The 23540-nt window shown below is 70.6% G+C and carries 21 protein-coding genes; 11 read left to right on the top strand and 10 right to left on the bottom strand.

Annotation, left to right across the window (positions count from 1 at the left end):
- Positions 1-42: 42 nt before the first annotated feature.
- Together MHY30_RS03370 and MHY30_RS03365 are read left to right on the top strand one after the other, a co-directional pair.
- Entirely contained in the window at positions 43-681 is a 639-nt protein-coding gene (locus tag MHY30_RS03370; RefSeq protein ID WP_239275090.1) for a DNA-directed RNA polymerase subunit beta, read from the top strand.
- Between the two features lie 270 nt (positions 682-951).
- Positions 952-1836, top strand: coding sequence for an aminotransferase class IV (locus tag MHY30_RS03365; RefSeq protein ID WP_239275089.1), 885 nt, complete (start codon positions 952-954; stop codon positions 1834-1836).
- Between the two features lie 51 nt (positions 1837-1887).
- Here the strand turns inward: MHY30_RS03365 and pstB are convergent, their stop codons facing one another.
- The 4 genes from pstB to pstS form a co-directional block, all read right to left on the bottom strand.
- Positions 1888-2667: a phosphate ABC transporter ATP-binding protein PstB gene (gene pstB / locus MHY30_RS03360; protein WP_239275088.1), complete on the bottom strand. Its 780-nt coding sequence runs from the start codon at positions 2665-2667 to the stop codon at positions 1888-1890.
- Between the two features lie 41 nt (positions 2668-2708).
- The gene (gene pstA / locus MHY30_RS03355) at positions 2709-3818 is read right to left on the bottom strand and encodes a phosphate ABC transporter permease PstA (protein ID WP_239275087.1); all 1110 of its coding nucleotides are present in this window, start codon (positions 3816-3818) and stop codon (positions 2709-2711) included.
- A 1-nt stretch (position 3819) separates the two neighbouring features.
- Positions 3820-4764 (bottom strand): phosphate ABC transporter permease subunit PstC, encoded by a 945-nt coding sequence (pstC, locus tag MHY30_RS03350; protein WP_239275086.1) that lies wholly within the window; start codon positions 4762-4764, stop codon positions 3820-3822.
- Between the two features lie 80 nt (positions 4765-4844).
- Positions 4845-5957: a phosphate ABC transporter substrate-binding protein PstS gene (pstS, locus tag MHY30_RS03345; RefSeq protein WP_239275085.1), complete on the bottom strand. Its 1113-nt coding sequence runs from the start codon at positions 5955-5957 to the stop codon at positions 4845-4847.
- 197 nt (positions 5958-6154) lie between these two features.
- On the opposite strand from pstS, the gene MHY30_RS03340 reads away from it, so the two are divergent.
- Entirely contained in the window at positions 6155-10063 is a 3909-nt protein-coding gene (locus MHY30_RS03340) for a Pls/PosA family non-ribosomal peptide synthetase (protein WP_239275178.1), read from the top strand.
- Complete coding sequence (locus MHY30_RS15295) at positions 10060-11358, top strand: M1 family metallopeptidase (protein ID WP_239275084.1); 1299 nt, start codon at positions 10060-10062, stop codon at positions 11356-11358. The genes MHY30_RS03340 and MHY30_RS15295 overlap by 4 nt, the downstream gene beginning before the upstream one ends.
- Positions 11359-11386: 28 nt before the next feature.
- On the opposite strand, the gene MHY30_RS03330 is transcribed toward MHY30_RS15295, so the two are convergent.
- Genes MHY30_RS03330 through MHY30_RS03315 form a run of 4 tightly spaced genes read right to left on the bottom strand, consistent with a single transcriptional unit; the run spans position 11387 to position 15737 of the window.
- On the bottom strand, positions 11387-11890 hold the full coding sequence (locus MHY30_RS03330) for a hypothetical protein (RefSeq protein WP_239275083.1): 504 nt from the start codon (positions 11888-11890) through the stop codon (positions 11387-11389).
- Complete coding sequence (locus MHY30_RS03325; protein WP_239275082.1) at positions 11887-12825, bottom strand: NUDIX hydrolase; 939 nt, start codon at positions 12823-12825, stop codon at positions 11887-11889. The genes MHY30_RS03330 and MHY30_RS03325 overlap by 4 nt, the downstream gene beginning before the upstream one ends.
- On the bottom strand, positions 12822-14990 hold the full coding sequence (locus tag MHY30_RS03320; RefSeq protein ID WP_239275081.1) for an RNA degradosome polyphosphate kinase: 2169 nt from the start codon (positions 14988-14990) through the stop codon (positions 12822-12824). Before MHY30_RS03320 ends, MHY30_RS03325 begins: the two co-directional genes overlap by 4 nt.
- Positions 14991-15044: 54 nt before the next feature.
- Positions 15045-15737, bottom strand: coding sequence for a response regulator transcription factor (locus MHY30_RS03315; protein ID WP_239275080.1), 693 nt, complete (start codon positions 15735-15737; stop codon positions 15045-15047).
- 140 nt (positions 15738-15877) lie between these two features.
- Here MHY30_RS03315 and MHY30_RS03310 point away from each other — a divergent pair, with 140 nt between their 5' ends.
- From MHY30_RS03310 to MHY30_RS03295, 4 genes are all read left to right on the top strand, one after another.
- Positions 15878-16168, top strand: a complete 291-nt coding sequence (locus MHY30_RS03310) for a hypothetical protein (RefSeq protein WP_239275079.1) — start codon at positions 15878-15880, stop codon at positions 16166-16168.
- 134 nt (positions 16169-16302) lie between these two features.
- Positions 16303-16902 carry an FABP family protein gene (locus MHY30_RS03305; RefSeq protein ID WP_239275078.1) on the top strand — a complete coding sequence of 200 codons (600 nt, stop codon included), beginning with the start codon at positions 16303-16305 and terminating at the stop codon, positions 16900-16902.
- Positions 16902-18005, top strand: coding sequence for a folate-binding protein YgfZ (locus tag MHY30_RS03300; protein ID WP_239275077.1), 1104 nt, complete (start codon positions 16902-16904; stop codon positions 18003-18005). Before MHY30_RS03305 ends, MHY30_RS03300 begins: the two co-directional genes overlap by 1 nt.
- Entirely contained in the window at positions 18002-19111 is a 1110-nt protein-coding gene (locus MHY30_RS03295) for an aromatic acid exporter family protein (RefSeq protein WP_239275076.1), read from the top strand. The genes MHY30_RS03300 and MHY30_RS03295 overlap by 4 nt, the downstream gene beginning before the upstream one ends.
- Positions 19112-19114: 3 nt before the next feature.
- Here MHY30_RS03295 and MHY30_RS03290 read toward each other — a convergent pair whose 3' ends face one another.
- Positions 19115-19912: a class I SAM-dependent methyltransferase gene (locus MHY30_RS03290; RefSeq protein ID WP_239275075.1), complete on the bottom strand. Its 798-nt coding sequence runs from the start codon at positions 19910-19912 to the stop codon at positions 19115-19117.
- A gap of 52 nt (positions 19913-19964) precedes the next feature.
- On the opposite strand from MHY30_RS03290, the gene MHY30_RS03285 reads away from it, so the two are divergent.
- Entirely contained in the window at positions 19965-20708 is a 744-nt protein-coding gene (locus tag MHY30_RS03285; protein WP_239275074.1) for a phosphoglyceromutase, read from the top strand.
- Positions 20709-20769: 61 nt separating this feature from the next.
- Here MHY30_RS03285 and phoU read toward each other — a convergent pair whose 3' ends face one another.
- On the bottom strand, positions 20770-21447 hold the full coding sequence (gene phoU, locus MHY30_RS03280; RefSeq protein WP_239275073.1) for a phosphate signaling complex protein PhoU: 678 nt from the start codon (positions 21445-21447) through the stop codon (positions 20770-20772).
- A gap of 171 nt (positions 21448-21618) precedes the next feature.
- Between phoU and MHY30_RS03275 the strand changes: the two genes are divergently transcribed.
- Complete coding sequence (locus tag MHY30_RS03275) at positions 21619-22836, top strand: cell wall metabolism sensor histidine kinase WalK (RefSeq protein WP_239275072.1); 1218 nt, start codon at positions 21619-21621, stop codon at positions 22834-22836.
- Positions 22833-23516 (top strand): response regulator transcription factor, encoded by a 684-nt coding sequence (locus MHY30_RS03270; RefSeq protein ID WP_239275071.1) that lies wholly within the window; start codon positions 22833-22835, stop codon positions 23514-23516. Before MHY30_RS03275 ends, MHY30_RS03270 begins: the two co-directional genes overlap by 4 nt.
- Positions 23517-23540: the final 24 nt, after the last annotated feature.

Raw genomic sequence — 23540 nt, 5'->3', positions numbered from 1 at the left:
GCGACGGCCCGTGCTTCACGGGGCACGCTCTAGCCTGGAACGATGAGCGATTCCCCCCGCGAGTTTCACAAACCGGTGCGGCGCCCCGCCGAGCTGTTCGACCGGCTCTTCGCGGCGGACGACCCCGCCGAGGTGTCGCGCGTCGCGCACAGCACCGCTCAGGCCCTGCTGTCGCGCGTCCGCGCTGACCCGACCGTCGACGTGGTCGAACGGCTCGTCGCCTTCACCGACGACAACGGCATCGACGACATCGCCGAACTGTGGTCGCGCTCTCCTGCCCGCTCGCTGCCCGGCGCCCTGTGGCGGCTGTACCTGCTGCAGCTCATGATCCACGACGACGCGGCCACCGCCGCACTGCTGTACGAGCGGGGGCGCGGCGAGATGGCCACGGTCGATCCGGTGGTGGTCGGTGCGCCGGCGCCCGCCGGACCGGAAGAACTGGTGCAGCTGATCGACACCATCCTTCGCGGCCTGTTCCAGGGGGATTTCGCTGTCGCCCTCGAGCGCGCCGCCGCGTTCTGCCGCGTGCAGGCGTCCGGATCCACGCATCTCGCCGACGACTACGAAAACACCGAGTCCGAGCGCGCGACGGCACTCACGACGCGCGCGCTGCGGCTGTCGACGTACGCCGACGATCTCGCCGCGGCTGCGGCCCTGTGGCGTCGTGACGCGCTGACCTGACCGCGCTCGCGCAGTCCCGCGCCCGCCGTCGCGCCGAGCAGCGCCCAGGCTCGGCCTCAGGGCCTGCGGCGAGCCCAACCGTCGAGACAAAGAAAGTGCCGGGCCGCAGAACGCCTCTCGGCGCAAGGCCGCTCGCAGCGGCAGAAGATGGAGCCCGGGGTTACTGCGGCCCGGCTATGAAAGTGTAACAAGCGCATGCCTGAGGCATTCCCTCGGGCGGGGTGGTTGACGCGGCCCGGGCGTGTCGGTAGGAGGGCATAGAGTCGATCCATGGCTTGGCGTTTCGCGCTCGTGATCGACTCCGTGGCATCCGGTTCCGGGCGTGGAGACTTCTCCGACACGTTCACGGTCGTCGACCCGGCCGGTCCGGTGCTGAGCCTCGGCGAGCTGAGCGCCCAGCGCGGAGACGGCGTCTTCGAATCGCTCGGCGTGGTCGACGGCCACGCGCAGGAGGTGGGGCCGCACCTCGACCGCCTCGCGCACTCCGCACGGCTGTGCGACCTGCCGGCCCCGAACGTCGATCAGTGGCGCGCGGCGATCGCCCGCGTCGCCGTCGAGGCGGGACCGGGGGAGTCCGTCATCAAACTCATCCTCAGCCGCGGGGTCGAAGACGGCCCGTCGCCGACCGCGTGGGTGACCCTGGGCGACGCCCCCGACAACGCGCGCTCCCGCACCGAGGGGGTGCGCGTCGCGACCCTCGACCGCGGGTACGCGCTCGACACGCCGAGCCGAGCGCCCTGGCTGCTCCTCGGGGCCAAAACCCTGTCGTACGCGGTGAACATGGCTGCGATCCGCGAGGCCAAGCGGCGGGGGGCCGACGACGCCGTCTTCGTCACGACCGACGGCTTCGTGCTGGAAGCCCCCACGGCATCCGTCCTGCTCCGTTTCGGCGACCGGTTCGTCACCCCCGCCCCGGCCGCCGGGATCCTGCACGGCACGACGCAGCTCAGCCTCTTCGCCCTGCTCGAGCGGCGCGGTTTCCGCACCGCATACGAGACGGTGCCGGTCCAAGACCTCGTGCGGGCGGATGCCGCGTGGCTGCTGTCGAGCGTGCGACTCGCGGCCCCGATCGCCGCTGTCGATGGCGAAGTCCGACCCGTCGATCGGGTGTTCACCGACGAGCTGAACGCCTACCTGCTCTCCCCGCGCGAGTGATCCGGAAACGACGACGGCCCCGCCGAAGCGGGGCCGTCGTGGAACCGGGGCTTATCCGAAGCGGCCCGAGACGTAATCCTCGGTCGCCTGCACGGCCGGGGTGGTGAAGATCGTCGCGGTGTCGTTGTACTCGATGAGCTTGCCCGGCTTGCCGGTGCCGGCGATGTTGAAGAACGCCGTCTTGTCGCTCACGCGAGAGGCCTGCTGCATGTTGTGGGTCACGATGACGATCGTGTACTCGTTCTTCAGCTCGCTGATGAGCTCCTCGATCGCAAAGGTCGAGATCGGGTCGAGCGCCGAGCACGGCTCATCCATGAGCAGCACATCGGGCGACACGGCGATGGCGCGGGCGATGCACAGACGCTGCTGCTGACCGCCGGACAGGCCCGAGCCCGGGCGGTCGAGGCGGTCCTTGACCTCGTTCCACAGGTTCGCGCCCTTCAGCGACTTCTCCACGAGCGCGTCGGCGTCGGACTTGGAGATGCGCCGGTTGTTCAGCTTCACGCCGGCCAGGACGTTCTCGCGGATCGACATCGTCGGGAAGGGGTTCGGGCGCTGGAAGACCATGCCGACCTGACGGCGCACGAGCACCGGGTCGACACCCGCGCCGTACAGGTCGTCGCCGTCGAGCAGCACGGATCCCTCGACGCGGGCGCCGGGAATGACCTCGTGCATGCGGTTCAGCGTGCGCAGGAAGGTGGACTTGCCACAGCCGGACGGGCCGATGAAGGCGGTGACGCTGCGGGGCTCGATATCGAGGGACACACCCTCGACGGCGAGGAAGTCGCCGTAGTAGACGTTCAGATCGTTGACTTCGATGCTCTTGGACACGATTCCTCGGGTGTTTCTACTGGGGTCTGACGATAAAGGGTTCAGCGGCCGAGCTTGGGCGAGAAGATCTTCGCCACGACGCGGGCTACGAGGTTCAACACCATGACGATGACGATGAGCACCAGGGCGGCGCCCCAGGCCCGATCGACGAAGGCCGTGGCCGGGATGCCCTGGTTCATGTACTGGGAGTAAGCGAACACCGGCAGCGTCATCATGCGGCCGCTGAAGAGGTCGTAGTTGACGGAGGTGGCCACACCGGCGGTGAGCAGCAGCGGGGCGGTCTCGCCGATCACGCGCGAGATCGACAGCATGACGCCGGTCGTGATGCCCGCGACCGCGGTCGGCAGGACCACCTTGCTGATGGTGAGCCACTTGGGCACGCCCAGGGCGTACGAGGCTTCGCGCAGCTCGTTCGGCACCAGGCGCAGCATCTCCTCGGTCGAGCGCACCACGACCGGGATCATCAGCACGGACAGGGCGATCGCGCCCATGATGCCCATGCGGATGCCGGGACCGAAGATCAGCGCGAACAGGGCGTAGGCGAACAGACCCGCGACGATCGAGGGGATGCCGGTCATGACGTCGACGAGGAACGTGATGGCCTGCGCGAGACGACGCCCCGCGCCGTACTCGATGAGGTAGATCGCGGTGAAGATGCCGATCGGGATCGAGATGACCGCGGCCGCCAGCGTGATCATCAGCGTTCCGACGATCGCGTGGAGAGCGCCGCCGCCCTCACCGACGACGTTGCGCATCGAGGAGCTGAAGAACTCTCCCGTGATGCCGTTGACGCCATTGGTCACGACGGTCACGGCGACCGACACCAGCGGCACCATCGCGATGGCGAAGGCGGTGACCACGATGCCGGTGACGAGGCGGTCGACGCCCTTGCGGCGACCCTCGACGATCGTCGAGGTCAGGGTGATGAAGACGAGGTACAGGATCGCGGTGACGACGGCCCAGCCGGCGATGTTGAAGCCGCCGGCGCCGCCGAGAGCCAGGATGCCGAACAGGGCGGCGCTCAGCGCAGCCGAGGCGACGAGGATCGCCCACGGGGCCCACGACGGGAGGTGGCCGCCACGGAGGCCGCTGACGGGCGCGACCGGCGACTCCGTGGCCGGGGTCTGGGGAGCGGTGGTGGTCGTGGTCATGTCAGTTGGCCCCCGAGAATTCCTTGCGACGGCTCACGACGTAGCGCGCCAGCGCATTCACAGCGAAAGTGACAATGAAGAGCACAAGGCCGGTGGCGATGAGCACGTTGACGTTGAAGCCGTAGGCCTCGGGGAAGGTGAGCGCGATGTTGGCGGGGATCGTGCTCGGGTTCTCGGACGTGAAGAGCTGGAAGGTGATGACACCGGATGCCGAGAGCACCAGGGCCACCGCCATGGTCTCGCCGAGCGCACGGCCCAGGCCCAGCATCGAGGCCGAGACGATTCCGCTGCGACCGAAGGGGAAGACGGCCATGCGGATCATCTCCCAGCGCGTGGCGCCGAGGGCGAGCGCGGCCTCTTCGTGGAGGACGGGGGTCTGCAGGAAGATCTCACGACAGATCGCCGTGATGATGGGCGTGATCATGACGGCGAGGACGACGGCGGCGGTGAGGATCGTTCGGCCCGTCGCCGACACCGTGCCGGAGAAGAGCGGGAACCAGCCGGCGTTGGTGTTGAGCCACGCGTAGACCGGCTGGATTGCGGGAGCGAGAACCAGGATGCCCCACAGGCCGAAGACGACCGAGGGGACGGCCGCCAGGAGGTCGACGATGTAGCCGAGGCCCTGAGCCAACCGGCGCGGCGCGTAGTGCGAGATGAAGAGGGCGACGCAGACCGACAGCGGCACGGCGAGGATGAGGGCCAGGATCGAAGCCCAGATCGTTCCGAAGGCGAGAGGGCCGACGTAGGCCCAGAAGTTGCTGCCCAGGACCGAGGCGTTCTCGCTCGTGGCGGTGAAGCCCGGAATGGACTGGACGACGAGGAAGATCGTCACCGCGGCGAGTGTGACGAGAATCATCGACCCTGCGAACAGGGCGGTACCGGAGAAGACGCGGTCTCCGGGGCGTTGCTTCGGCTTTTCGGGTGCCGGAGCAGTGGTGGCTGTCATGGCTTCCTGTTTCGGGTCGATAACGGGCGGAAACCCGGCCCGACGCGGTGACGCATCGGGCCGGGCATCCAAAGGGGTGATTACTCCGCGACGATCAGGTCGATCGCCGAGTTCACGCGCTCGCGCAGCGTGTCGGTGATGGGGGCGCTACCGGCGGCGTCGGCGGCCGCCTGCTGGCCCTCTTCGCTCGCGACGTACTGGAGGAACGACTTCACGATCGGAGCGCTCGACGCGTCGGCGTACTCCTGGCACGCGATCATGTAGCTGATGAGGACGATCGGGTAGACGCCCGCCTCCTGCGAGTCGCGCTCGAGCTCGATCGCGAGGTCGCCCTCCGTGCGGCCCTCGACGAACGGCGAGGCGTCGACGATGGCGGCGGCAGCCTCGGGCGAGTAGGCGACGAACTCTTCGCCGACCTTGATCGCGACCGTGGACAGGCCCTCCTCGGCGGCGCGCGACGCGTCGGCGTAGCCGATGGTGCCGTTGGCGCCGGAGACAGCCGAGACGACACCGGAGGTGCCGTTGGCGGCCTCGCCCGAGCTCAGCGGCCACTCGCCGTCAGGCTCCGACGTCCAGACGCTCGGGGCGGCCTGGTAGAGGTAGTCGGTGAAGTTCTCGGTGGTGCCCGAGTCGTCCTGACGGTGGACGGGGGTCACGGCGAGGTCGGGCAGGGTGACACCCGGGTTGGTCGCGGCGATGGCCGGGTCGTTCCAGTTGGTGATCGTGCCGGCGAACAGGCCCGCCACCGTCGCGGCGTCGAGGTTGAGCGAGTCGACACCCTCGAGGTTGAAGATGACGGCGATCGGCGAGATGTAGGTCGGCAGCTCGATGATGCCCGAGCCGTCGACGCATGCGGCGAACTCGCCGGAGGCGATCTCCTCGTCGTTGAACGCGCGGTCGGAGCCGACGAAGGGGAAGGCGCCGGCCTGGAACGACTCGCGTCCCGCACCCGAACCCGAGGGCTCGTAGGTGATGGTGACGTCGGGGTTGGCGGTCTGGAAACCGGCGGTCCAGGCCTGGACCGCGACCTCCTGAGCCGACGAGCCGCCGCTGGCGACCTCGCCGGAGAGCGTGGAGCCCGAGCCGCCACCGTCGGTGCTGCCGGATCCGCCCTCGTTCGCGGCACAACCGGCGAGAGCGAGTGCTGCGACGGCCGAGACGGCGCCGAGCTGGGCGAAGCGAGTGATCTTCACGATGTGGAATCCTTCTGGATATCGGGTGCTGTGGTCGAAACCCTGTGCGGGGTTCGCCGGGAACGCTAAACGCCGACCCTTACCAGAGTGCGTTGCACGGGTGAACGGAAGGTGAACCGGGGCGGCCTTTCCGGGGCGTTTCCCCGGCCCGTATACGCTTCACCCCCGTGACGACCCCCGCGTTCTCGCCCCAGGCGATGCTCGATCGCACGAGCGCCGCCGCGCCGCCGCGCACGCTCATCGATCTCCTCGCCGACGTCGCCGCCCGGCATCCGGAAGCCTCCGCGATAGACGACGGTTCCGGCGCCCTCAGCTACCGCGAGCTGTTGGCCAGGGTGTGGCGCACGGCCGCCGCCCTGCACGACGCCGGGGTCGGTCGCGGCGACCGGGTGGGCGTGCGCATGCCGTCGGGTTCGAAGGAGCTGTACGTCTCGATCCTCGCCGTGATGGCGGCGGGTGCCGCTTATGTCCCCGTGGATGCCGACGACCCTGACGAGCGCGCGCGTCTGGTGTTCAGCGAGGCGGGGGTGAAAGGCATCGTGGCGGGCGACGGTGAGTTCGTCGCGGGCGACGCGCAGGTGGTGCGCCTCTATGACGGCACGGCTCCGCACCCCCATACCAGTGCGGTTCCGATCGTGCCACCGCCCGCCGTCGACGACGACGCGTGGATCATCTTCACGTCGGGTTCTACCGGGGTGCCCAAGGGCGTCGCCGTCACGCACCGGTCGGCGGCGGCGTTCGTCGAGGCGGAGGGGCGGCTGTTCCTCCAGGAGGACCCGCTCGGGCCGGGGGATCGCGTGCTCGCCGGGCTGTCGGTGGCCTTCGACGCGTCGTGCGAGGAGATGTGGCTCGCGTGGGGACACGGGGCGTGCCTCGTGCCCGCCCCGCGTTCCCTCGTGCGCTCCGGCGAGGATCTGGCGCCGTGGCTGCTGCGACAGGGCATCACGGTCGTCTCGACCGTCCCCACCCTCGCGGCGATGTGGCCCGCCGACGCGATCGAGAACGTGCGCCTGCTGATCTTCGGCGGCGAGGCGTGCCCTCCCGAACTTGCCGCGCGGCTCGTGGCGGACGGGCGCGAGGTCTGGAACACCTACGGCCCCACCGAGGCGACCGTGGTGGCGTGCGCCGCTCCGCTCGACGGCACTCTGCCGGTCCGCATCGGCCTGCCCTTGGACGGCTGGGCGCTGGCGGTGGTCGACGCCGAGGGGCACCCGGTCGCCGAGGGCGGGGTCGGCGAGCTCATCATCGGGGGAGTGGGCCTCGCGCGGTACCTCGACCCGGCGAAGGATGCCGAGAAGTACGCGCCCATGCCGACGCTCGGGTGGGAGCGCGCGTACCGATCCGGCGACCTCGTCCGCTTCGAGAGCGCGGGACTGGTCTTCCAGGGGCGCGCCGACGATCAGGTGAAGGTCGGCGGTCGCCGGATCGAGCTGGGGGAGGTGGAGTCGGCTCTGCAGGATCTGCCCCGGGTCCATGCCGCCACGGTCGCTGTCCGCACGACCGGTGCGGGTGTGCCCGTTCTCGTCGGTTACCTCGTGATGGACGAGGGGGCCGAGCTCGATCGCGCCGCCGCCCGTGCGGCGCTCGCGGAGCGTCTGCCGGCGGCCACCATCCCGTTGCTGGGCGTCGTGGACGAGCTTCCCGTCCGCACCTCGGGCAAGGTCGACCGCGCCGCTCTGCCGTGGCCGCTCCCCGGCGTCGACGCCCCCGCCGCCGCCGATTTCTCGCCGGATGAGGCGTGGCTCGCCGAGCAGTGGCAGGCGGTGCTCGGCCTCCCCGTGACCGAACGCAAGGCGGACTTCTTCGATCTGGGCGGGGGATCCCTGTCGGCGGCGCAGTTGGTCTCGCGGATCCGTGCCCGTGTGCCGGAGTTCTCGGTCGCCGATATCTACGACGTCCCGCGCCTGGGGGCGATGGCCAAGGCGCTGGGGCCACAGCTGACCGACGACGCATCGGCGACGTTCCACCGCCCGTCGCCGACACCACGGGCGACGCAGTGGGTGCAGACGCTCCTGGGGGCTCCACTGTTCATCCTCTCGGGCGTGCGGTGGCTGCTGTACCTCCTCACCGCCTCGGCGATCCTGCAGACCACCGCCGGTTTCGAGGTGCTCCCGGACGTACCGTGGCCGCTCCTCCTCGTCGGCCTCCTCGTGTTCGCGACCCCGTTCGGACGCATGGCGATCGCCGTCGCGGCGGCGCGGGTGCTCCTGGCCGGGCTGCGCCCCGGCGACTACCCCCGGGGCGGATGGGTGCACGTGCGGCTGTGGCTGTCCGAGCAGATCGCCGCCCAGGTGGACGCGGTGGGTCTCGCGGGCGCGCCGTGGGTGTCCTACTACGCTCGTGCGCTCGGAGCGCGGATCGGCCGCAACGTCGACCTCCACGCGATTCCGCCGGTCACCGGGATGCTCGAGATCGGCGACGGGGCTTCCATCGAACCGGAGGTCGATCTCACCGGCTACTGGATCGACGGCGATCTCGTGCGCATCGGAGAGGTGCGTATCGGGGCGGATGCCACCGTCGGGGCACGCTCCACCCTCGCCCCGGGCACCCGAATCGGCCGGCGCGCCGAGATCGCCCCCGGCTCGGCGGTGTTCGGCCGCGTCAAGGCCGATCAGTCGTGGGCGGGTTCGCCCGCCGTCCGCGTCGGCGGAACCACCAGGGGATGGCCGGCGCAGCGTCCCCCCGCCCCGACGCGCTGGCTGTGGGCCTACGCCGCTTCGGCGGTCGTCCTGGCCCTGCTCCCGCTCACCGCCTTCGCCGTCGGGGGTCTCGTGGTGGCCCACGGTCTCCGCGGGGCGGACTCTCTCGCCGCCGCCGCTGTGGCGGCGTTCGCCTGGCTCGTCCCCGGTGTCGCCGTCACGGGCGTGGTGTTCGCGGCATCCGTCGTACTCCTGGTCCGGATCCTCTCGATCGGCCTCGTGGAGGGGACCTTCCCCGTGCGCAGCCGTGTCGCATGGCAGGCGTGGACGATCGAGCGCCTGTTGGACGCGGCGCGGACGATCCTGTTCCCCCTGTACTCGAGCCTGTTCACCCCCGTCTGGCTGCGTCTGCTCGGCGCACGGGTGGGCCGCGACGTCGAAGCATCCACGGTTCTCCTCCTGCCGACGATGACGTGGATCGAGGACGGCGCGTTCCTCGCGGACGACACGATGGTGGCGTCGTACGAATTGCGCGCCGGATGGCTGCGCGTCGGGTCGGTGCGCATCGGAAAGCGCGCGTTCCTCGGCAACTCGGGCATGGCGGCCCCCGGACACCGGGTCCCGCGCGACGGACTGGTCGCGGTGCTGTCGTCGGCGCCGCGGAAGGCGAAGCCCGGATCCTCGTGGCTGGGCTCACCCGCGGTGCGGTTGCGACGGTTGTCGGCGGAGGGGGACGAATCACGCACGTACCGTCCGACGCGCGCCCTGCGGGTCGCGCGCGCCCTGTGGGAGCTCGGGCGCTTCGTGCCCGTCCTCGTGACCTGCGGCATCGGGCTCGCCGTGCTGTTCGCGCTCGCCGCGCTGTGGGAGGCGACGGGGCCGGTGGGGACGCTCCTGCTCTCGGGAATCGTGCTGCTGGCCGCGGGGGCGGTGGCGGCCGGTGTCTCGACGGCGGCGAAGTGGCTCATCGTCGGGGTCATCCGTGCGGGCGAGCAGCCGCTGTGGTCCAGCTTCGTCTGGCGCACCGAGGTCTCGGACACGTTCACCGAGATGGTCGCCGCTCCCTGGTTCGCTCGGGCCGCCGCGGGCACCCCCGCGCTCGCGGTCTGGCTGCGCAGTCTCGGCGCCCGCATCGGGCGGGGCGTGTGGTGCGAGAGCTACTGGTTGCCGGAGCCCGACCTGGTGACGCTCGGCGACGCCTCGACCGTCAACCGCGGGTGCGTCGTGCAGACCCATCTTTTCCATGATCGAATCATGAGCATGGACACCGTCGAGCTCGAGCCCGGTGCGACCCTCGGGCCGCACAGCGTGGTGCTGCCCGCCTCGACCGTCGGGGCGCACGCCACCGTCGGCCCCGCCTCGCTGGTCATGCGGGGTGAGTCCGTCCCGGTGGGCTCGCGGTGGAGCGGCAACCCCATCGGACCGTGGCGCGCGGTGAAGGTGCGCGCCTACCAGTCGACCACGTGAGCGGGGTCGATCCGTACGCTCCCCAGAGCGGCGACGCCGGGTATCGCGTCACGTCGTACGACGTGACGCTGGGATACCGCGTCCGCACGAACCGTCTCGAGGGAAGCGCCGTCATCGCCGCCGTCGCCACCGATGCGCTGGCGACCGTCGTCCTCGACCTCGTTGGGCTTCGGGCATCGCGGGTGAGAGTCGACGCGGCGCCCGCGCGATTCACGGCCGCGGCGGGGAAGCTGCGGGTGACGCCCCCGGCATCCCTCGTTCCCGGCCAGGCCTTCGAGGTCGAGGTGGCCTACGCGGGCGCCCCCGCCCCGCGGCGGTCGCGGTGGGGAGCCGTCGGGTGGGAGGAACTGACCGACGGAGCGCTCGTCGCCGGCCAGCCCATCGGCGCTCCGACGTGGTTCCCGTGCAACGACCGTCCGGACGATCGTGCGCGCATGACCCTGCGCGTGACCGTCGACGAAGGGTACACGGTCGCCGCCACGGGCGTCGCCGGTCGCTCCGCGCGGCGGGGCGGCCGGGTCACGACGACCTTCACCTCGAACGTCCCGACCGCCACCTATCTCGCCGCCGTCCACGTGGGTCGCTATCGGACCGTGCCGCTTGCGGGGACCGGGGCCGATGACGTGCCCGCCGTGACCGTCACGGCTCCGCCCGCGCTGTCCGCGGCGGCCGATCGGGCGTTCGCGACCGTGCCCGAGATGCTGCGCGTCTTCGGCGAGCTGTTCGGTCCATACCCGCAGGAGGCGTGCACGCTCGTCGTCACGGCCGACGAGCTCGAGATCCCGCTGGAAGCACAGGGCCTGGCCGTCTTCGGCATGAACCACCTCGTTCCCGCCGCGCAGCGGTTGATCGCGCACGAGCTGGCCCACCAGTGGTTCGGCAACAGCGTCGGGATTGCGCGCTGGAGCGACATCTGGCTCAACGAAGGCTTCGCCTGCTACGCGGAATGGCTGTGGTCCGAGGCATCCGGAGGTCGCACCGCGGACGACTGGGCCCGCACCCACGAGGCGCGCGTGGCCGCGCAGCCGCACGACCTGCTGCTGGTCGACCCGGGACCGGACGACATGTTCGACGACCGCGTCTACAAGCGCGGCGCGCTCGCTCTGCACGCCGTGCGGCGGCTCATCGGGGACGAGGCCTTCTTCGATCTGCTGCGCGGATGGACCGCGACGCACCGGCACTCGCTCGTCGCGACCGACGACTTCCGTGCCGCCGTGCGCGCGGCGGGCGGACCTGATGCCGTGGCCCTGCTGTCGCGTTGGATCGACCGCGCCGAGCTGCCGCCGCGGGGCTGAGAGTCCGAGCGCGCATCGCCGAAGCGCGTCAGCCCCGCGGGGGCAGTGTCACGGCGACGACGACCCCGGGCGGTCCCGTGACATCCCACCCCGTCAGCGCGGGACCGTCGTCGATGCGGGCGTTCCAGTCCGCACCGGGCGAGGCCGCGGCGAATCGGACGCGTGCAGGATCGACGGCCAGTCCCCGCCCGTCGGCCTTGAGCACCGCCTCGACACGGGCCCATACCCCTGCATCGGCGCCGGGGAGCACTCGTTCGAGCCCCGTCACCGCAACCGGCACGGCATCCAGGCCCACGCTCATCGCCCCGGATACCGTCACCGCGAACGCCCACCCTTCGGCGTAGGACACCGACACCGCGGCATCCGCCCCCGACACCCGGAGCCGGCCATGCTCGCCCCCGCAGCGGACGCACCGCGCGGCGAACGACGCCCCCGGGAGCAGCTCGGCTAGGAGGGCGCGGGAGACGGTGCGGCGCTCGACGCCCCCGGGGATGCGGCGCCACGCCACGCGGATCTCGGCCGGAAGCGTCACACCTGCGGCTCGTGCGTCTCGATCGCGACGATGCCCGATCCCGGGTGGGAGACCGGGATGTGGGCCACCGAGAACCCGGCCGGATCCAGCGCCGATGAGCTGCCGAGGTACGATCCGCGCATCGTGCCCGTGGCCAGCGCCAGCTCGTGCATGATGTCCGGGAGCACGGGACCGTGGCTGACGAGCACCACCGGTCTGCGGGCGCGGACGCGTTCCCCCACGACCGTGCGCGCGTCGCTGCGTCCCTCTTCCCACGCGTCCTGACTGATCGCCTCGCTCAGCTGCACACGCTGCGCGAGGGTCGCGGACAGTGGTGTCACCGTTCGCACGCAGCGTTCCGCCGGGCTGGACACGATCCGCCGGATTCCGAACGCCAGGAGCGGACCGACGATCGCGTTCGCCTGACGGCGGCCCCTCGTGCTCAGCGGGCGCGCCGTGTCCGACCCGTCCCACTCGTCGCGGGAGCGCGCCTTCGCGTGGCGGAGCGCCACGATCGGGAAGGTGGGGAGGGCCTGCTCGTCGACGAGACGGACGAACTCGTCGAGGATCTCGATGTCGACGGGGTAGCTGAGGTGCTTCCGAGCCTTCTTCAGGCCCACCCACTCGATCGCCGCGATCTCCTTGTTCGGCACGAACGTGGACGTGCGCACGGCGGCGTCGGTGGCCTCGGCCGCCCAGTAGTGCACGATCTTCGTCCGGGAGCTCGGCATCCGGTACCGGGACACTCCGACAGGGACCCCGAGGGCGACCCGGATGCCGGTCTCCTCACGGATCTCACGCACAGCGGTCTCGGCCAGGGTCTCGCCGGGGTCGACCTTGCCCTTGGGAAGCGTGACGTCGCGGTACTTGGTGCGATGGATGAGCAGGACGCGGTACTTGCCCTCGACCAGGCGCCACACCACTCCGCCGGCGGCGTAGACGGCGGTTTCGGTCACCGGACCGCCCGCGAGCGCCGCTTGCGCTGGACGCGCGACATGGTGTGCTCCTGCAGATCGATCAACGGTGTGCCGTCGGCGGACGTGCTGTGCCGCGTCCATTCGCCGTCGGGGCCGAGGTGCCACGAACTCGTGCCGTCGTCCATCGCCAGGTCGAACAGGTCGGACAGTTCCTGGATCTGCTTGGCATCCACGACGCGCACGAGCGCCTCGACGCGACGGTCGAGGTTGCGGTGCATCATGTCGGCGCTGCCGATGAACACCTGCGGGTCGCCGTCGTTGACGAAGGTGAAGATGCGGGAGTGCTCGAGGTAGCGGCCGAGGATCGACCGCACCCGGATGTTCTCGCTCATGCCCGGGACGCCCGGCTTGATCGAACAGATGCCGCGCACCCAGACCTCGACGGGCACGCCCGCCTGGCTCGCCCGGTAGAGGGCGTCGATGATCTGTTCGTCGACCATCGAGTTGACCTTGATGCGCACCCCGGACGGCTTGCCCTCGAGCGCGTTCGCGCGCTCGCGTTCGATGTGGCGCACGAGGCCCTTGCGCAGGTGCAGCGGGGCGACGAGGAGCCGCTTGAACTTCTTCTCGATGGCGTAGCCGCTGAGCTCGTTGAACAGACGGGTGAGATCGCGCCCGACCTGGTCGTCGACGGTGAACAGGCCGAAGTCTTCGTAGATGCGGCTCGTCTTCGGGTTGTAATTGCCGGTGCCGACGTGGCTGTAGTGGCGCAGTCGGCCCTCCTCCTCACGGATGACGAGGGCGAGCTTGCAGTGCGTCTTGAGGCCGACGAGGCCGTAGACGACGTGGACGCCCGCCTTCTCGAGCTTGCGCGCCCACACGATGTTGTTCGCCTCGTCGAAGCGCGCCTTCACCTCGACGAGCGCGAGCACCTGCTTGCCGGCCTCGGCCGCGTCGATGAGCGCCTGGACGATCGGGCTGTCGCCGGACGTGCGGTACAGGGTCTGCTTGATGGCGAGGACGTTCGGGTCCTTCGCCGCCTGCTCCAGGAACGCCTGAACGCTGGTCGCGAACGACTCGTAGGGATGATGCACGAGCACATCCGCCTTGCGGATCGCGCCGAAGACGTCGGCGCGGCCGTTCTGCTCGCCCGGCTGGAACGCCAGCGCCGTCTTCGGAACGTGCGGCGGGTAGTGCAGGTCGGGACGGTCGATGCGCGACAGGTCGAAGAGCCCGCGGAGGTCCAGCGCACCGGGGAGGCGGTAGACCTCCTGCTCGGTGATGTCGAGTTCGCCGAGCAGCAGCTCGCGCGTGACGTCATCCATGTCGTCGGTGATCTCGAGACGGATCGGCGGGCCGAACCGGCGGCGCAGCAGCTCGGCCTCGAGCGCCTGGATGAGGTTCTCGGTCTCGTCCTCCTCGATCGTGACGTCTTCGTTCCGGGTGAGCCGGAAGGCGTGGTGATCGAGGACCTCCATCCCGGGGAAGAGATCGCCGAGATGGTTGGAGATGAGCTCCTCCAGGGGGAGATACCGCACCCCGGGGCCGTCGCCGGGCACCTCGACGAACCGGGGGAGCATCGGGGGGACCTTGAGGCGAGCGAACTCCTGACGCCCCGTGCGGGCGTTGCGGATCCGGATGGCCAGGTTCAGCGACAGGCCGGAGATGTAGGGGAAGGGGTGCGCGGGGTCGACGGCCAGCGGCATGAGCACCGGGAAGACGTTGCGCTGGAAGTACTCGGTGAGCCGCGCGGAGGAATGCTCGTCGAGGGAATCCCACGACACCACCTCGATGCCCGCCTCGGCGAGGGCGGGGCGCACCTGGTCGGTCCAGACGGCGGCGTGACGCAGCTGAAGGCGGTGGGCCTCGGCGGAGATGTCGGCCAGGACGTCCTGGGGAGCGCGACCGACGTTCGTGGGGACGGCGAGACCCGTGACGATGCGGCGCTTCAGGCCCGCGACCCGCACCATGAAGAACTCGTCGAGGTTACTGGCGAAAATGGCGAGGAAGTTGGCCCGCTCGAGCACCGGGACGGTGGGGTCCTCGGCCAGCTCGAGCACGCGCTGATTGAACGCCAGCCAGCTGACCTCGCGGTCGAGGTACCGGTGGTCGGGGAGCTGGGCGTCCTCGGCCTCCACCGCCTCGTCGAAGTCGTCGTCGTCCGCGTCACCGAGGCCCGCGTCCAGCACGTCGTGTTCGATCATTCCCACATCATTGCAGGGGACGATGACGTGCGCGTGAACGTGTGCGCCGAGGGGTCAGGGCGTTGGGGCCGGAACGGGCGGCTGATCGTCTTCGTAGACGTTGAAGCGATACCCCACGTTGCGCACCGTGCCGATGAGCTGCTCGAGGTCGCCGAGCTTGGCGCGCAGGCGCCGGACGTGCACATCGACGGTGCGGGTGCCGCCGAAGTAGTCGTAGCCCCACACCTCGCTCAGCAGCTGCTCGCGCGTGAAGACGCGGGAGGGGTGCGTGGCGAAGAAGTGCAGGAGCTGGAACTCCTTGTACGTCAGGTCGAGCGGCTTGCCGTGGACCTTCGCCGAGTAGGAGGACTCGTCGATGGTGATCCCCGACGTCGAGATGCGGGACGACACCTGCTCGGCGCTGCGGCGTCCCATTGCGAGGCGGATGCGCGCGTCGATCTCGGCGGGCCCGGCCCCCACGAGCACGACGTCGTCGACGCCCCAGTCGGTGGACACGGCGGTCAGACCGCCCTCGGTGACCACCAGCACGAGGGGAGCTTCCATCCCCGTCGTGGTGAGGATCTTGCACAGCGACTTCGCGCCGACGAGGTCGACGCGCGCGTCGACGAAGACGACGTCGGCGCTCGGCGCATTGACCAGCTGCGCCGGCTCGGCGGGGATCTGCCGGACCCGGTGGCTCAGCAGTTCGAGCGCAGGCAGCACAGCGCTGCCGCCGGGGGCGGAGCTGAGAACGAGAAGCTGAGCCAAACGGACCTCCCCGTGCGGGCCTGCCGCACACCCGCCCATCTTAGGGTCAGCCGCGCGGTGCCGCCGTCACGCTGCCGTCCGGCGACGCATGTGACGTCCGAGGCGCGCGAGAAACGGCCGGCGTGCGGAATGATGGGGGCATGTCCACCCCTGATCTCGCGCCGCGCCGCACCTTCGGCGGCATCGTCGCCGTGTGGGTCCTGGCCGTCGTCGCGGGCGTAGCCATCGGGCTGTTCGTCCCGACGGAGTGGCGGGCGCAGTGGATCACCGTCGCGCTCGGCGGGTGCGTCATCGCGGCGTTCGCCGTGCAGCTGTGGGGCGGACGGTCGCAGGCGTTCATCCAGAGGGTCGCCGTCAGCGTCCTGGGTGCCCTCGTGGTGCTCGGCCTCATCACCGCGGGGTTCGGGCTGGCATCCATCGTTCCCCGGTAGGATTGGGCCATGGACCTCCTCGCGCTCGAACTCTTCTTCGTGGGACTTCTCGGCCTCGCCTCGCTCGCGATCGCCTTCGTCTCCGGAACGGTCATCTGGAACCTCTACCGCGGCCAGCGCTGACGAGCGCCGTCGTGATCGAGATTCCGACCGACCTCCCCGCCGACCTCGTCCCGCTCTCGTGGCTGATCGGCGTGTGGGAGGGCACCGGCGTCATCGACTACGAGGCCGACGGCCGCACGTTCTCGGGCGAGTTCGCGCACCGCGTGAGCTTCAGTCATGACGGCGGCGACTTCCTGAACTACACCGCGCACGCGTGGCTCCTCGACGGCGAGGACCGCCGTCCCCTCGTATCCGAGACGGGGTACTGGCGCGTCGCGCGTCCCGCCACCGACGCGGATCCGGGCCCCGCCTTGCTGCCCGCCACCGCCGAGGCCCCCCGCCGCACCGCCGACGACGTCGGAGCGTTGCGCACCGACGAGGGCGGTTTCCCGCTCGAGGTGAGCCTCGCCCACGCCGACGGCATCCTCGAGCTGTACCTCGGCCAGGTGCGCGGTCCCCGCATCGACCTGGCCACCGACGCGGTCGTCCGCACCGCGGGGGCCAAGCCCTATGGGTCCGCGACCCGGCTGTACGGACTCGTCGACGACCACCTTCTGTGGGCGTGGGACATCGCGGCGTTCGGCCGCGAACTGTCGTCGCACGCCTCCGCGCGTCTGGCCCGGGTGGAGTGATGCCCTCTCTCTCCGAAGTCCCCGGGGCCGTCGTCGACGAGGCGGGTCTCCGTCACGTCGGTGCGCCCCTCGCCGAGCAGCGGAAGCTGGCATCCGGTACCGCCCTCGCCCCCCTGGGCGATCGGCGAGTGATCTCGGTCACCGGACCCGACCGGCTGAGCTGGCTCGACTCGCTGTCGTCGCAGGCGCTCACGCACCTCCCGGCCGGGGTGTCGACCGAGACGCTGATCCTCGACCCGCACGGTCGGGTCGAGCACGCCGCCGCCGTGGTCGACGACGGTGACACGACCTGGCTCCTCGTGGATGCCGCCGACGCCGAGCCGCTCGCGACGTGGCTCGGCCGCATGCGCTTCCGTCTCCGGGTGGAGGTGCGCGACCGGTCCGACGAGCTCTCCGTCGTCGGCGGGACGCGTGCCGCCGTCGGCGCGCTGGCGGCGATCTCACTGGCGGGCGTCCCCGTCGTGTGGGTCGATCCGTGGCCGGACGTCTCGCCCGGTGGGTGGGCGTACGCCCGTGTCGACGACCACCCGGGCGTCGAGCGCGACTGGGCCGAAGCGGTCGTGGATGCCGCCGAGTTCGACCGCGTCGTGGCCGCCGCCGCTGCCGGCGAGATGTCTCTGGCCGGTCGCGACGCCGTAGAGGCTCTGCGCGTCGCCGCTTGGCGTCCACGCCTCGCGGTCGACGCGGATGAACGCTTGCTTCCCCACGAGATGGACTGGTTGCGCACGGCCGTGCACCTCTCCAAAGGCTGTTACCGCGGGCAGGAGACGGTCGCCAAGGTGCACAACCTCGGACACCCGCCCCGTCGAGTCGTGGCCCTGCAGCTCGACGGAAGCGACAGCGTGCTGCCCGCGCGCGGCGACGTCGTCCGCGTGGGTGACGACCCCGTCGGCGCCGTGACGTCGGTCGCAGTGCATTATGAAGAGGGTCCCATCGCGCTGGCCCTGGTCAAGCGCACGGCGCCCGCCGATGTGCCGTACGTCGTGGACACGACCGACGGCCCGATCGCCGCGTCCGTCGAGACGGTCGTGCCGGCGGACGCCGGCGCCACCGCGGGCGTGCCGCGCTTGCCGCGCCTCGGTCGTCGCCGCGCCGCGGAATGACCGGCGAGGAGTCTTCCACGACGACCGGCGTCGTCGTTCCTCGATCGCGTCTGCGTGCGACGCTGCGACGCCGGCTCGGTCGGGTGCGGGAGTCGCTTCCGGCGATCGTGCAGATCGTCGTGGCCGCCACCGCCGCGTACGCCTTCGCGCATTTCGTGCTGGGCCACACCGTACCGCTGCTCGCGGCGACCGTCACCGTCTCGAGCCTCGGGCTCGTGCGCGACGCGCGACCGTGGCGTGTGGCCGAGACCGTCGCGGGGATGCTCGTCGGCATCCTGCTGGCCGAGCTCGTGCTCCTTCTCGCGGGTGCCGGCTGGTGGCAGATCGGCCTGGCGATGCTGGTCACGCTGGTGGTGTCGCGTTTTCTTTCGCCACAGCCGGGGTTCGCGCTCGCCGCGGTCGTCCAGGCGCTCATCGCGCTCGTGCTCGTCACGGGTGCCCCGTTCGTCCGCGTCATCGACGGCGCAGTCGGGGGAGCGGCGGCGCTGCTGGTCACCGCGCTCATTCCGCGCACGCTGCGCCGGACCGAGCTCCGTGACGCCGACGAGCTCTTCGACGCCTTCGACGTCGCCACGGCGACCATCGTGCGGGCCCTGCGGCGCGGCGACCGTGCCCGGGCCGAACGCGGCCTCGAACGCGCGCGCGCCCTGCAGACCTACGTCGACGCGTGGAGCGGATCGCTGGAGTCCGGACAGGAGGTCGCGCGGATCTCTCCGTTCCTTCGGCGGCAGCGGACCGAGCTCGAGCGCCATGCGAGGGTGCGTGCGGCGATGGACCTGGCGACGCGCAATCTGCGCGTCGTCGCTCGGCGTGCGGCGTACCTGTGCGCCGACGGACAGGCACGAGCGGTGCCCGCGGATCTGCTCGGCGAGATCGAGCGCGGCGCCGGACTCGTGCGCGACGCGCTCGACGACGTCTCGATGGAGCCCGCCGCCCGCGCCGCCCTCGCGGCCCTCGCTCGGCGTCTGGATCCGGCGGCGATCCTCCCCGACGGCAACATCGGCGAGATCAACCTCGTCGCGGCCATGCGCCCGCTCACGGTCGACCTGCTCGTGGCGACCGGGATGCCATCCGCCGAGGCCCAGGCGCTGCTCCCGCGGATCTGACCCTCAGCGCGGAGCCACCGCGCTCCAGTCGACGCTCACCTCGCCGAGCCGCCAGCGGGAGCGCCCCCGCACCGGCCACCCTGCCGTCGCGAGGGCCTCGACGGTCGTGCGCCACCGGTGCACGGGGCCGAACGGCGCGACGACCGCGGCACGGTTCCACTCCCGCTGCAGCGCGCCGACGTAGTCGTGCACGCGTTCGCCCGGCACGTTGCGATGGATCAGCGCCTTCGGCAGACGCTCGGCGAGAATGGCAGGATCCTCCAAGCCCGCGAGACGGAGAGAGACGCTGAGGGTGCGCGGCTCGGCATCCGCACCCACCTCGATCCACGTCACGACCCGCCCGATCTCGTCGCACGTCCCCTCGACCAGGATGCCGTCGGGCGCCAAGCGTCCGCACATCCGGGCCCACGCGTCGGCGACGTCGGCCTCGTCGTACTGCCGGAGCACGTTCATCGCCCGGATGATCGCGGGCCTCCGGCCGCCCGCGATGGGGATCTCGAACCCCCCGAGCGCGAAGTCGAGTCCGGGCACGCCCTCGGCCTGCGCCCGGGCGCGGGAGACCCGTTCCGGATCGATCTCGAGGCCCAGGACGGTGGCATCCGGGCGTACGCGGGTCACCCGTGCGTGCAGTTCGAGAGGGGTCACCGCGCTGGCACCGAAACCCAGGTCGACCACGAGGGGGTCGTCGGTCCGCCGCAACACCGGATGCCGTGCGATCCAGCGATCCACCCGCCGCAGACGATTGACCCCCGTGGTGCCGCGCGTGGGGCGGCCGATGGGGGAGGGGGTCACGTCCGACATGATGCCAGTCGCCGGCTCGGAACGGCCCGTGCGGCGTCGCTAGCATGGAGGCATGCCTCACACGCTGATCCTCCTCCGCCACGGGCAGAGCGAGTGGAACAAGACCAACCAGTTCACCGGCTGGGTCGACGTCCGGCTCACCGACCAGGGGAAGGCCGAGGCCCAGCGCGGCGGCGAACTCCTGAAGGAATCGGGCGTCCTGCCCGACGTGCTGCACACCTCCGTGCTCAGCCGTGCCATCCAGACGGCCAACATCGCCCTCGACGCCGCGGACCGCCTGTGGATCCCCGTGAAGCGCTCGTGGCGTCTCAACGAGCGGCACTACGGGGCGCTGCAGGGCAAGGACAAGGCGCAGACGCTCGAGGAGTTCGGCAACGAGCAGTTCATGCTGTGGCGCCGCTCGTTCGACGTGCCGCCGCCGCCGCTGCCCGCGGACGACGAGTACAGCCAGTCCGGCGACCCCCGCTACGTCGGCATCGACGGCGAGGTGCCCGACACCGAGTCGCTCAAGATCGTCATCGATCGCATGCTGCCGTACTGGCACAACGACATCGTTCCCGACCTGCAGGCCGGGAAGACGGTGCTCGTCACCGCGCACGGAAACTCGCTGCGCGGTCTCGTCAAGCACCTCGAGGGCATCAGCGACGCCGACATCGCCGAGCTGAACATCCCCACCGGGATTCCGCTGGTCTACCAGCTCGACGACGACATGAAGCCGCTCGGACCCGGCGAGTACCTCGACCCCGAGGCCGCGGCGGCCGGCGCCGCCGCCGTCGCGGCGCAGGGCAAGAAGTAACGCCGATCGCAACGAGAAGGGGGTGGATGCCATCGGCATCCACCCCCTTCGACGTTCTGTGTCAGATCACCGGGGCCGGGGTGACGTCGTCATCCGCGCCCGCCCAGTCACCGGTCGCAAGGTAGACGACCTTCTTGGCGACCGAGACCGCGTGGTCGGCGAAGCGCTCGTGGTAGCGGCTGGCGAGCGTGGCATCGACGGTGGCCGTGGCCTCGCCCTTCCACGAGTCGCCGAGCACCTTCTCGAAGACGCTGACGTGCAGCTCGTCGATGTCGTCGTCGGCGTCGCGGATCTCTTCGGCGATGCGCAGATCCTGCGTGCGCAGCAGCTCCGCCAGACGACGGGCGACCTGGACGTCGAGCTCGCCCATGCGCGTGAAGGTGCCCTTCAGGCCCTTGGGGATCGCGCGCTCGGGGAAGCGCGACCGCGCGAGCTGAGCGATGTGCTCGGCCATGTCGCCCATGCGCTCGAGCGACGCGCTCACGCGCAGCGCCGTGACCACGATGCGCAGGTCGCGGGCGACCGGCTGCTGGCGGGCGAGGATCTCGATCGCGAGCTCGTCGAGCGCGACCGCCTTCTCGTCGATGATCGCGTCGGCCTCGATGACCTCCTCGGCGAGGGCGACGTCGCTCGTTCCGAAGGCGCGCGTGGCGCGATCGATCGCGACCGCCACCAGATCGGCGATCTCGACCAGTCGACCTTGGACGTCCTCGAGGGACTGGTGGAACACTTCGCGCATCGCGATACCTTCCTCGTCGGCGGCACGGCACACATGCGTCCCGCGACCCTCCGGGATTCTTCCCAGCGAAGGTTAACGAGTGGTGCTGTGACAGTGAATAGTATCCGCTCGCGTCGCCCGGCCCTGTCTGAACGGCAGGTGACGCGTGCGGGGCGGCTCTACGCTGGACCCATGGATCACACGCAGCTCTCGCTGCTCGCGCTCCTCGTGGGAGTCATCGTCGGGAGCTCCGTCGTGGGTCTGGTCGTCACCGCGCAGCGTGCGCGCGACCGTGCTCTCGCCCAGGGATCGTCCGATCTCCCCGAGGGTGTGGAGTCCATGCTCGGCGCTCTGGACGATCCCGCCGTGGTGTGCGACACGTCGGCCACGGTCCTGGCTCTGTCGCCCGCGGCCGAGGTGTTCGGTCTGACCGCCGGCAACGTCATCGCCGACGAGGACCTGCGGCGTGTGGCTCGCGCGGCGCGCGACAACGGCGCCGCGGTGAGCGAGAACCTGCGTCTGCGCCGCGGAGCAGCGCCGGCCGAGCCCCGCCTCGTCGCGGTACGGGCGGCACCGGTGACTCCTCGCATCGTTCTGCTCGTGCTGCGCGACATCACCGAGCGCGAGCGCGTCGAAGAGATGAGGCGCGACTTCGTCGCTAACACCAGCCACGAGCTGAAGACGCCCGTCGGCGCGGTGAGCCTCCTCGCCGAAGCGATCGAGTCGGCGGCCGACGACCCCGCGCAGGTCCGGTACTTCTCGGGCCGGCTCCAAGCCGAGATCCAGCGACTGTCGGCGCTGACCAATCGCATCCTCAGCCTGTCTCGCCTGCAGGCATCGGACGAACTCAGCGAGGTCAGGGACGTCTCGATCGACGAGGTCGTGACTGCCGCCGTGGAGTCCAACACCGTCCAGGCCGACTCCGCGCAGGTCACCGTGGTGCGCGGGGGAACGAAGGGTCTGTGGGTCCGGGGTGAGCCGCAGATCCTCACCGAAGCGCTCGGCAACCTCATCGCCAACGCGATCGCCTACTCGCCGCAGGGGTCGAAGGTCGGTGTCGGCGTCAAACTCGACGATGACGTCGTGGAGATCGCAGTGACCGACCGCGGTATCGGCATCCCCGAGAGCGATCAGCATCGGGTGTTCGAGCGCTTCTACCGCGCCGACCAGGCGCGGTCGCGCCGTACCGGAGGAACCGGGCTCGGCCTGTCGATCGTGAAGCACGCGGTCCAACGGCACGGCGGTGAGGTGCGGCTGTGGTCGCGGCCCGAACGCGGCTCCACGTTCACCATCCGCCTTCCGCGGTCCGAGGCGCCCGACCTCGACCTCGTCCGTCCCAAAGCCCGGCGCAAGAGCCGCAAGACCGGCTCCGCCGCACGCTCCACACCCGTGAAGGGAGACACCGCATGACCCGTGTTCTTATCGTCGAGGACGAGCCCGACCTCGCCGACCCGCTCGCCTATCTGCTGCGACGAGAGGGCTACGAGGTCGAGATCGCCGAGGACGGTGCGCTCGCCCTGGCAGCGTTCCGCGAGCGCGGAGCCGACATCCTGCTGCTCGACCTCATGCTGCCGGGCATGCCCGGGACCGAGGTGTGCCGTCAGCTGCGGCTGACGTCGCAGGTGCCGATCATCATGCTCACCGCGAAAGACTCCGAGGTCGACATCGTGGTGGGGCTCGAGCTCGGCGCAGACGACTATGTCACCAAGCCCTACTCGACTCGCGAGCTGCTGGCGCGCATGCGCGCAGTGCTGCGTCGCCGCAGCCCCGAGGAGTCCGACCTCGATGAGCGCGTGCTGACCGGTGGGCGTGTGACGCTCGACATCGACCGTCACACCGTCTCGGTCGACGGTGCCGAGATCAACATGCCGCTGAAGGAGTTCGAGCTGCTCGAGGTGCTCATGCGCAACGCCGGCCGCGTTCTCACCCGCGGTCAGCTCATCGACCGGGTGTGGGGAACCGACTACTTCGGTGACACCAAGACCCTCGACGTGCACATCAAGCGCATCCGGTCGCGCATCGAGCAGAGCCCGAGCGAGCCGTCGATGCTCGTCACCGTGCGCGGGCTCGGCTACCGTTTCGAGGCCTGAGCCCGAGAACGACGAAGGCGCCGA

It is taken from the genome of Microbacterium sp. ACRRU, assembly GCF_022346945.1.
Classification (GTDB): domain Bacteria; phylum Actinomycetota; class Actinomycetes; order Actinomycetales; family Microbacteriaceae; genus Microbacterium; species Microbacterium mcarthurae.
The sequence above is the reverse complement of the archived record's forward strand: the minus strand, read 5'-3'. Positions and strand labels throughout refer to the sequence as shown.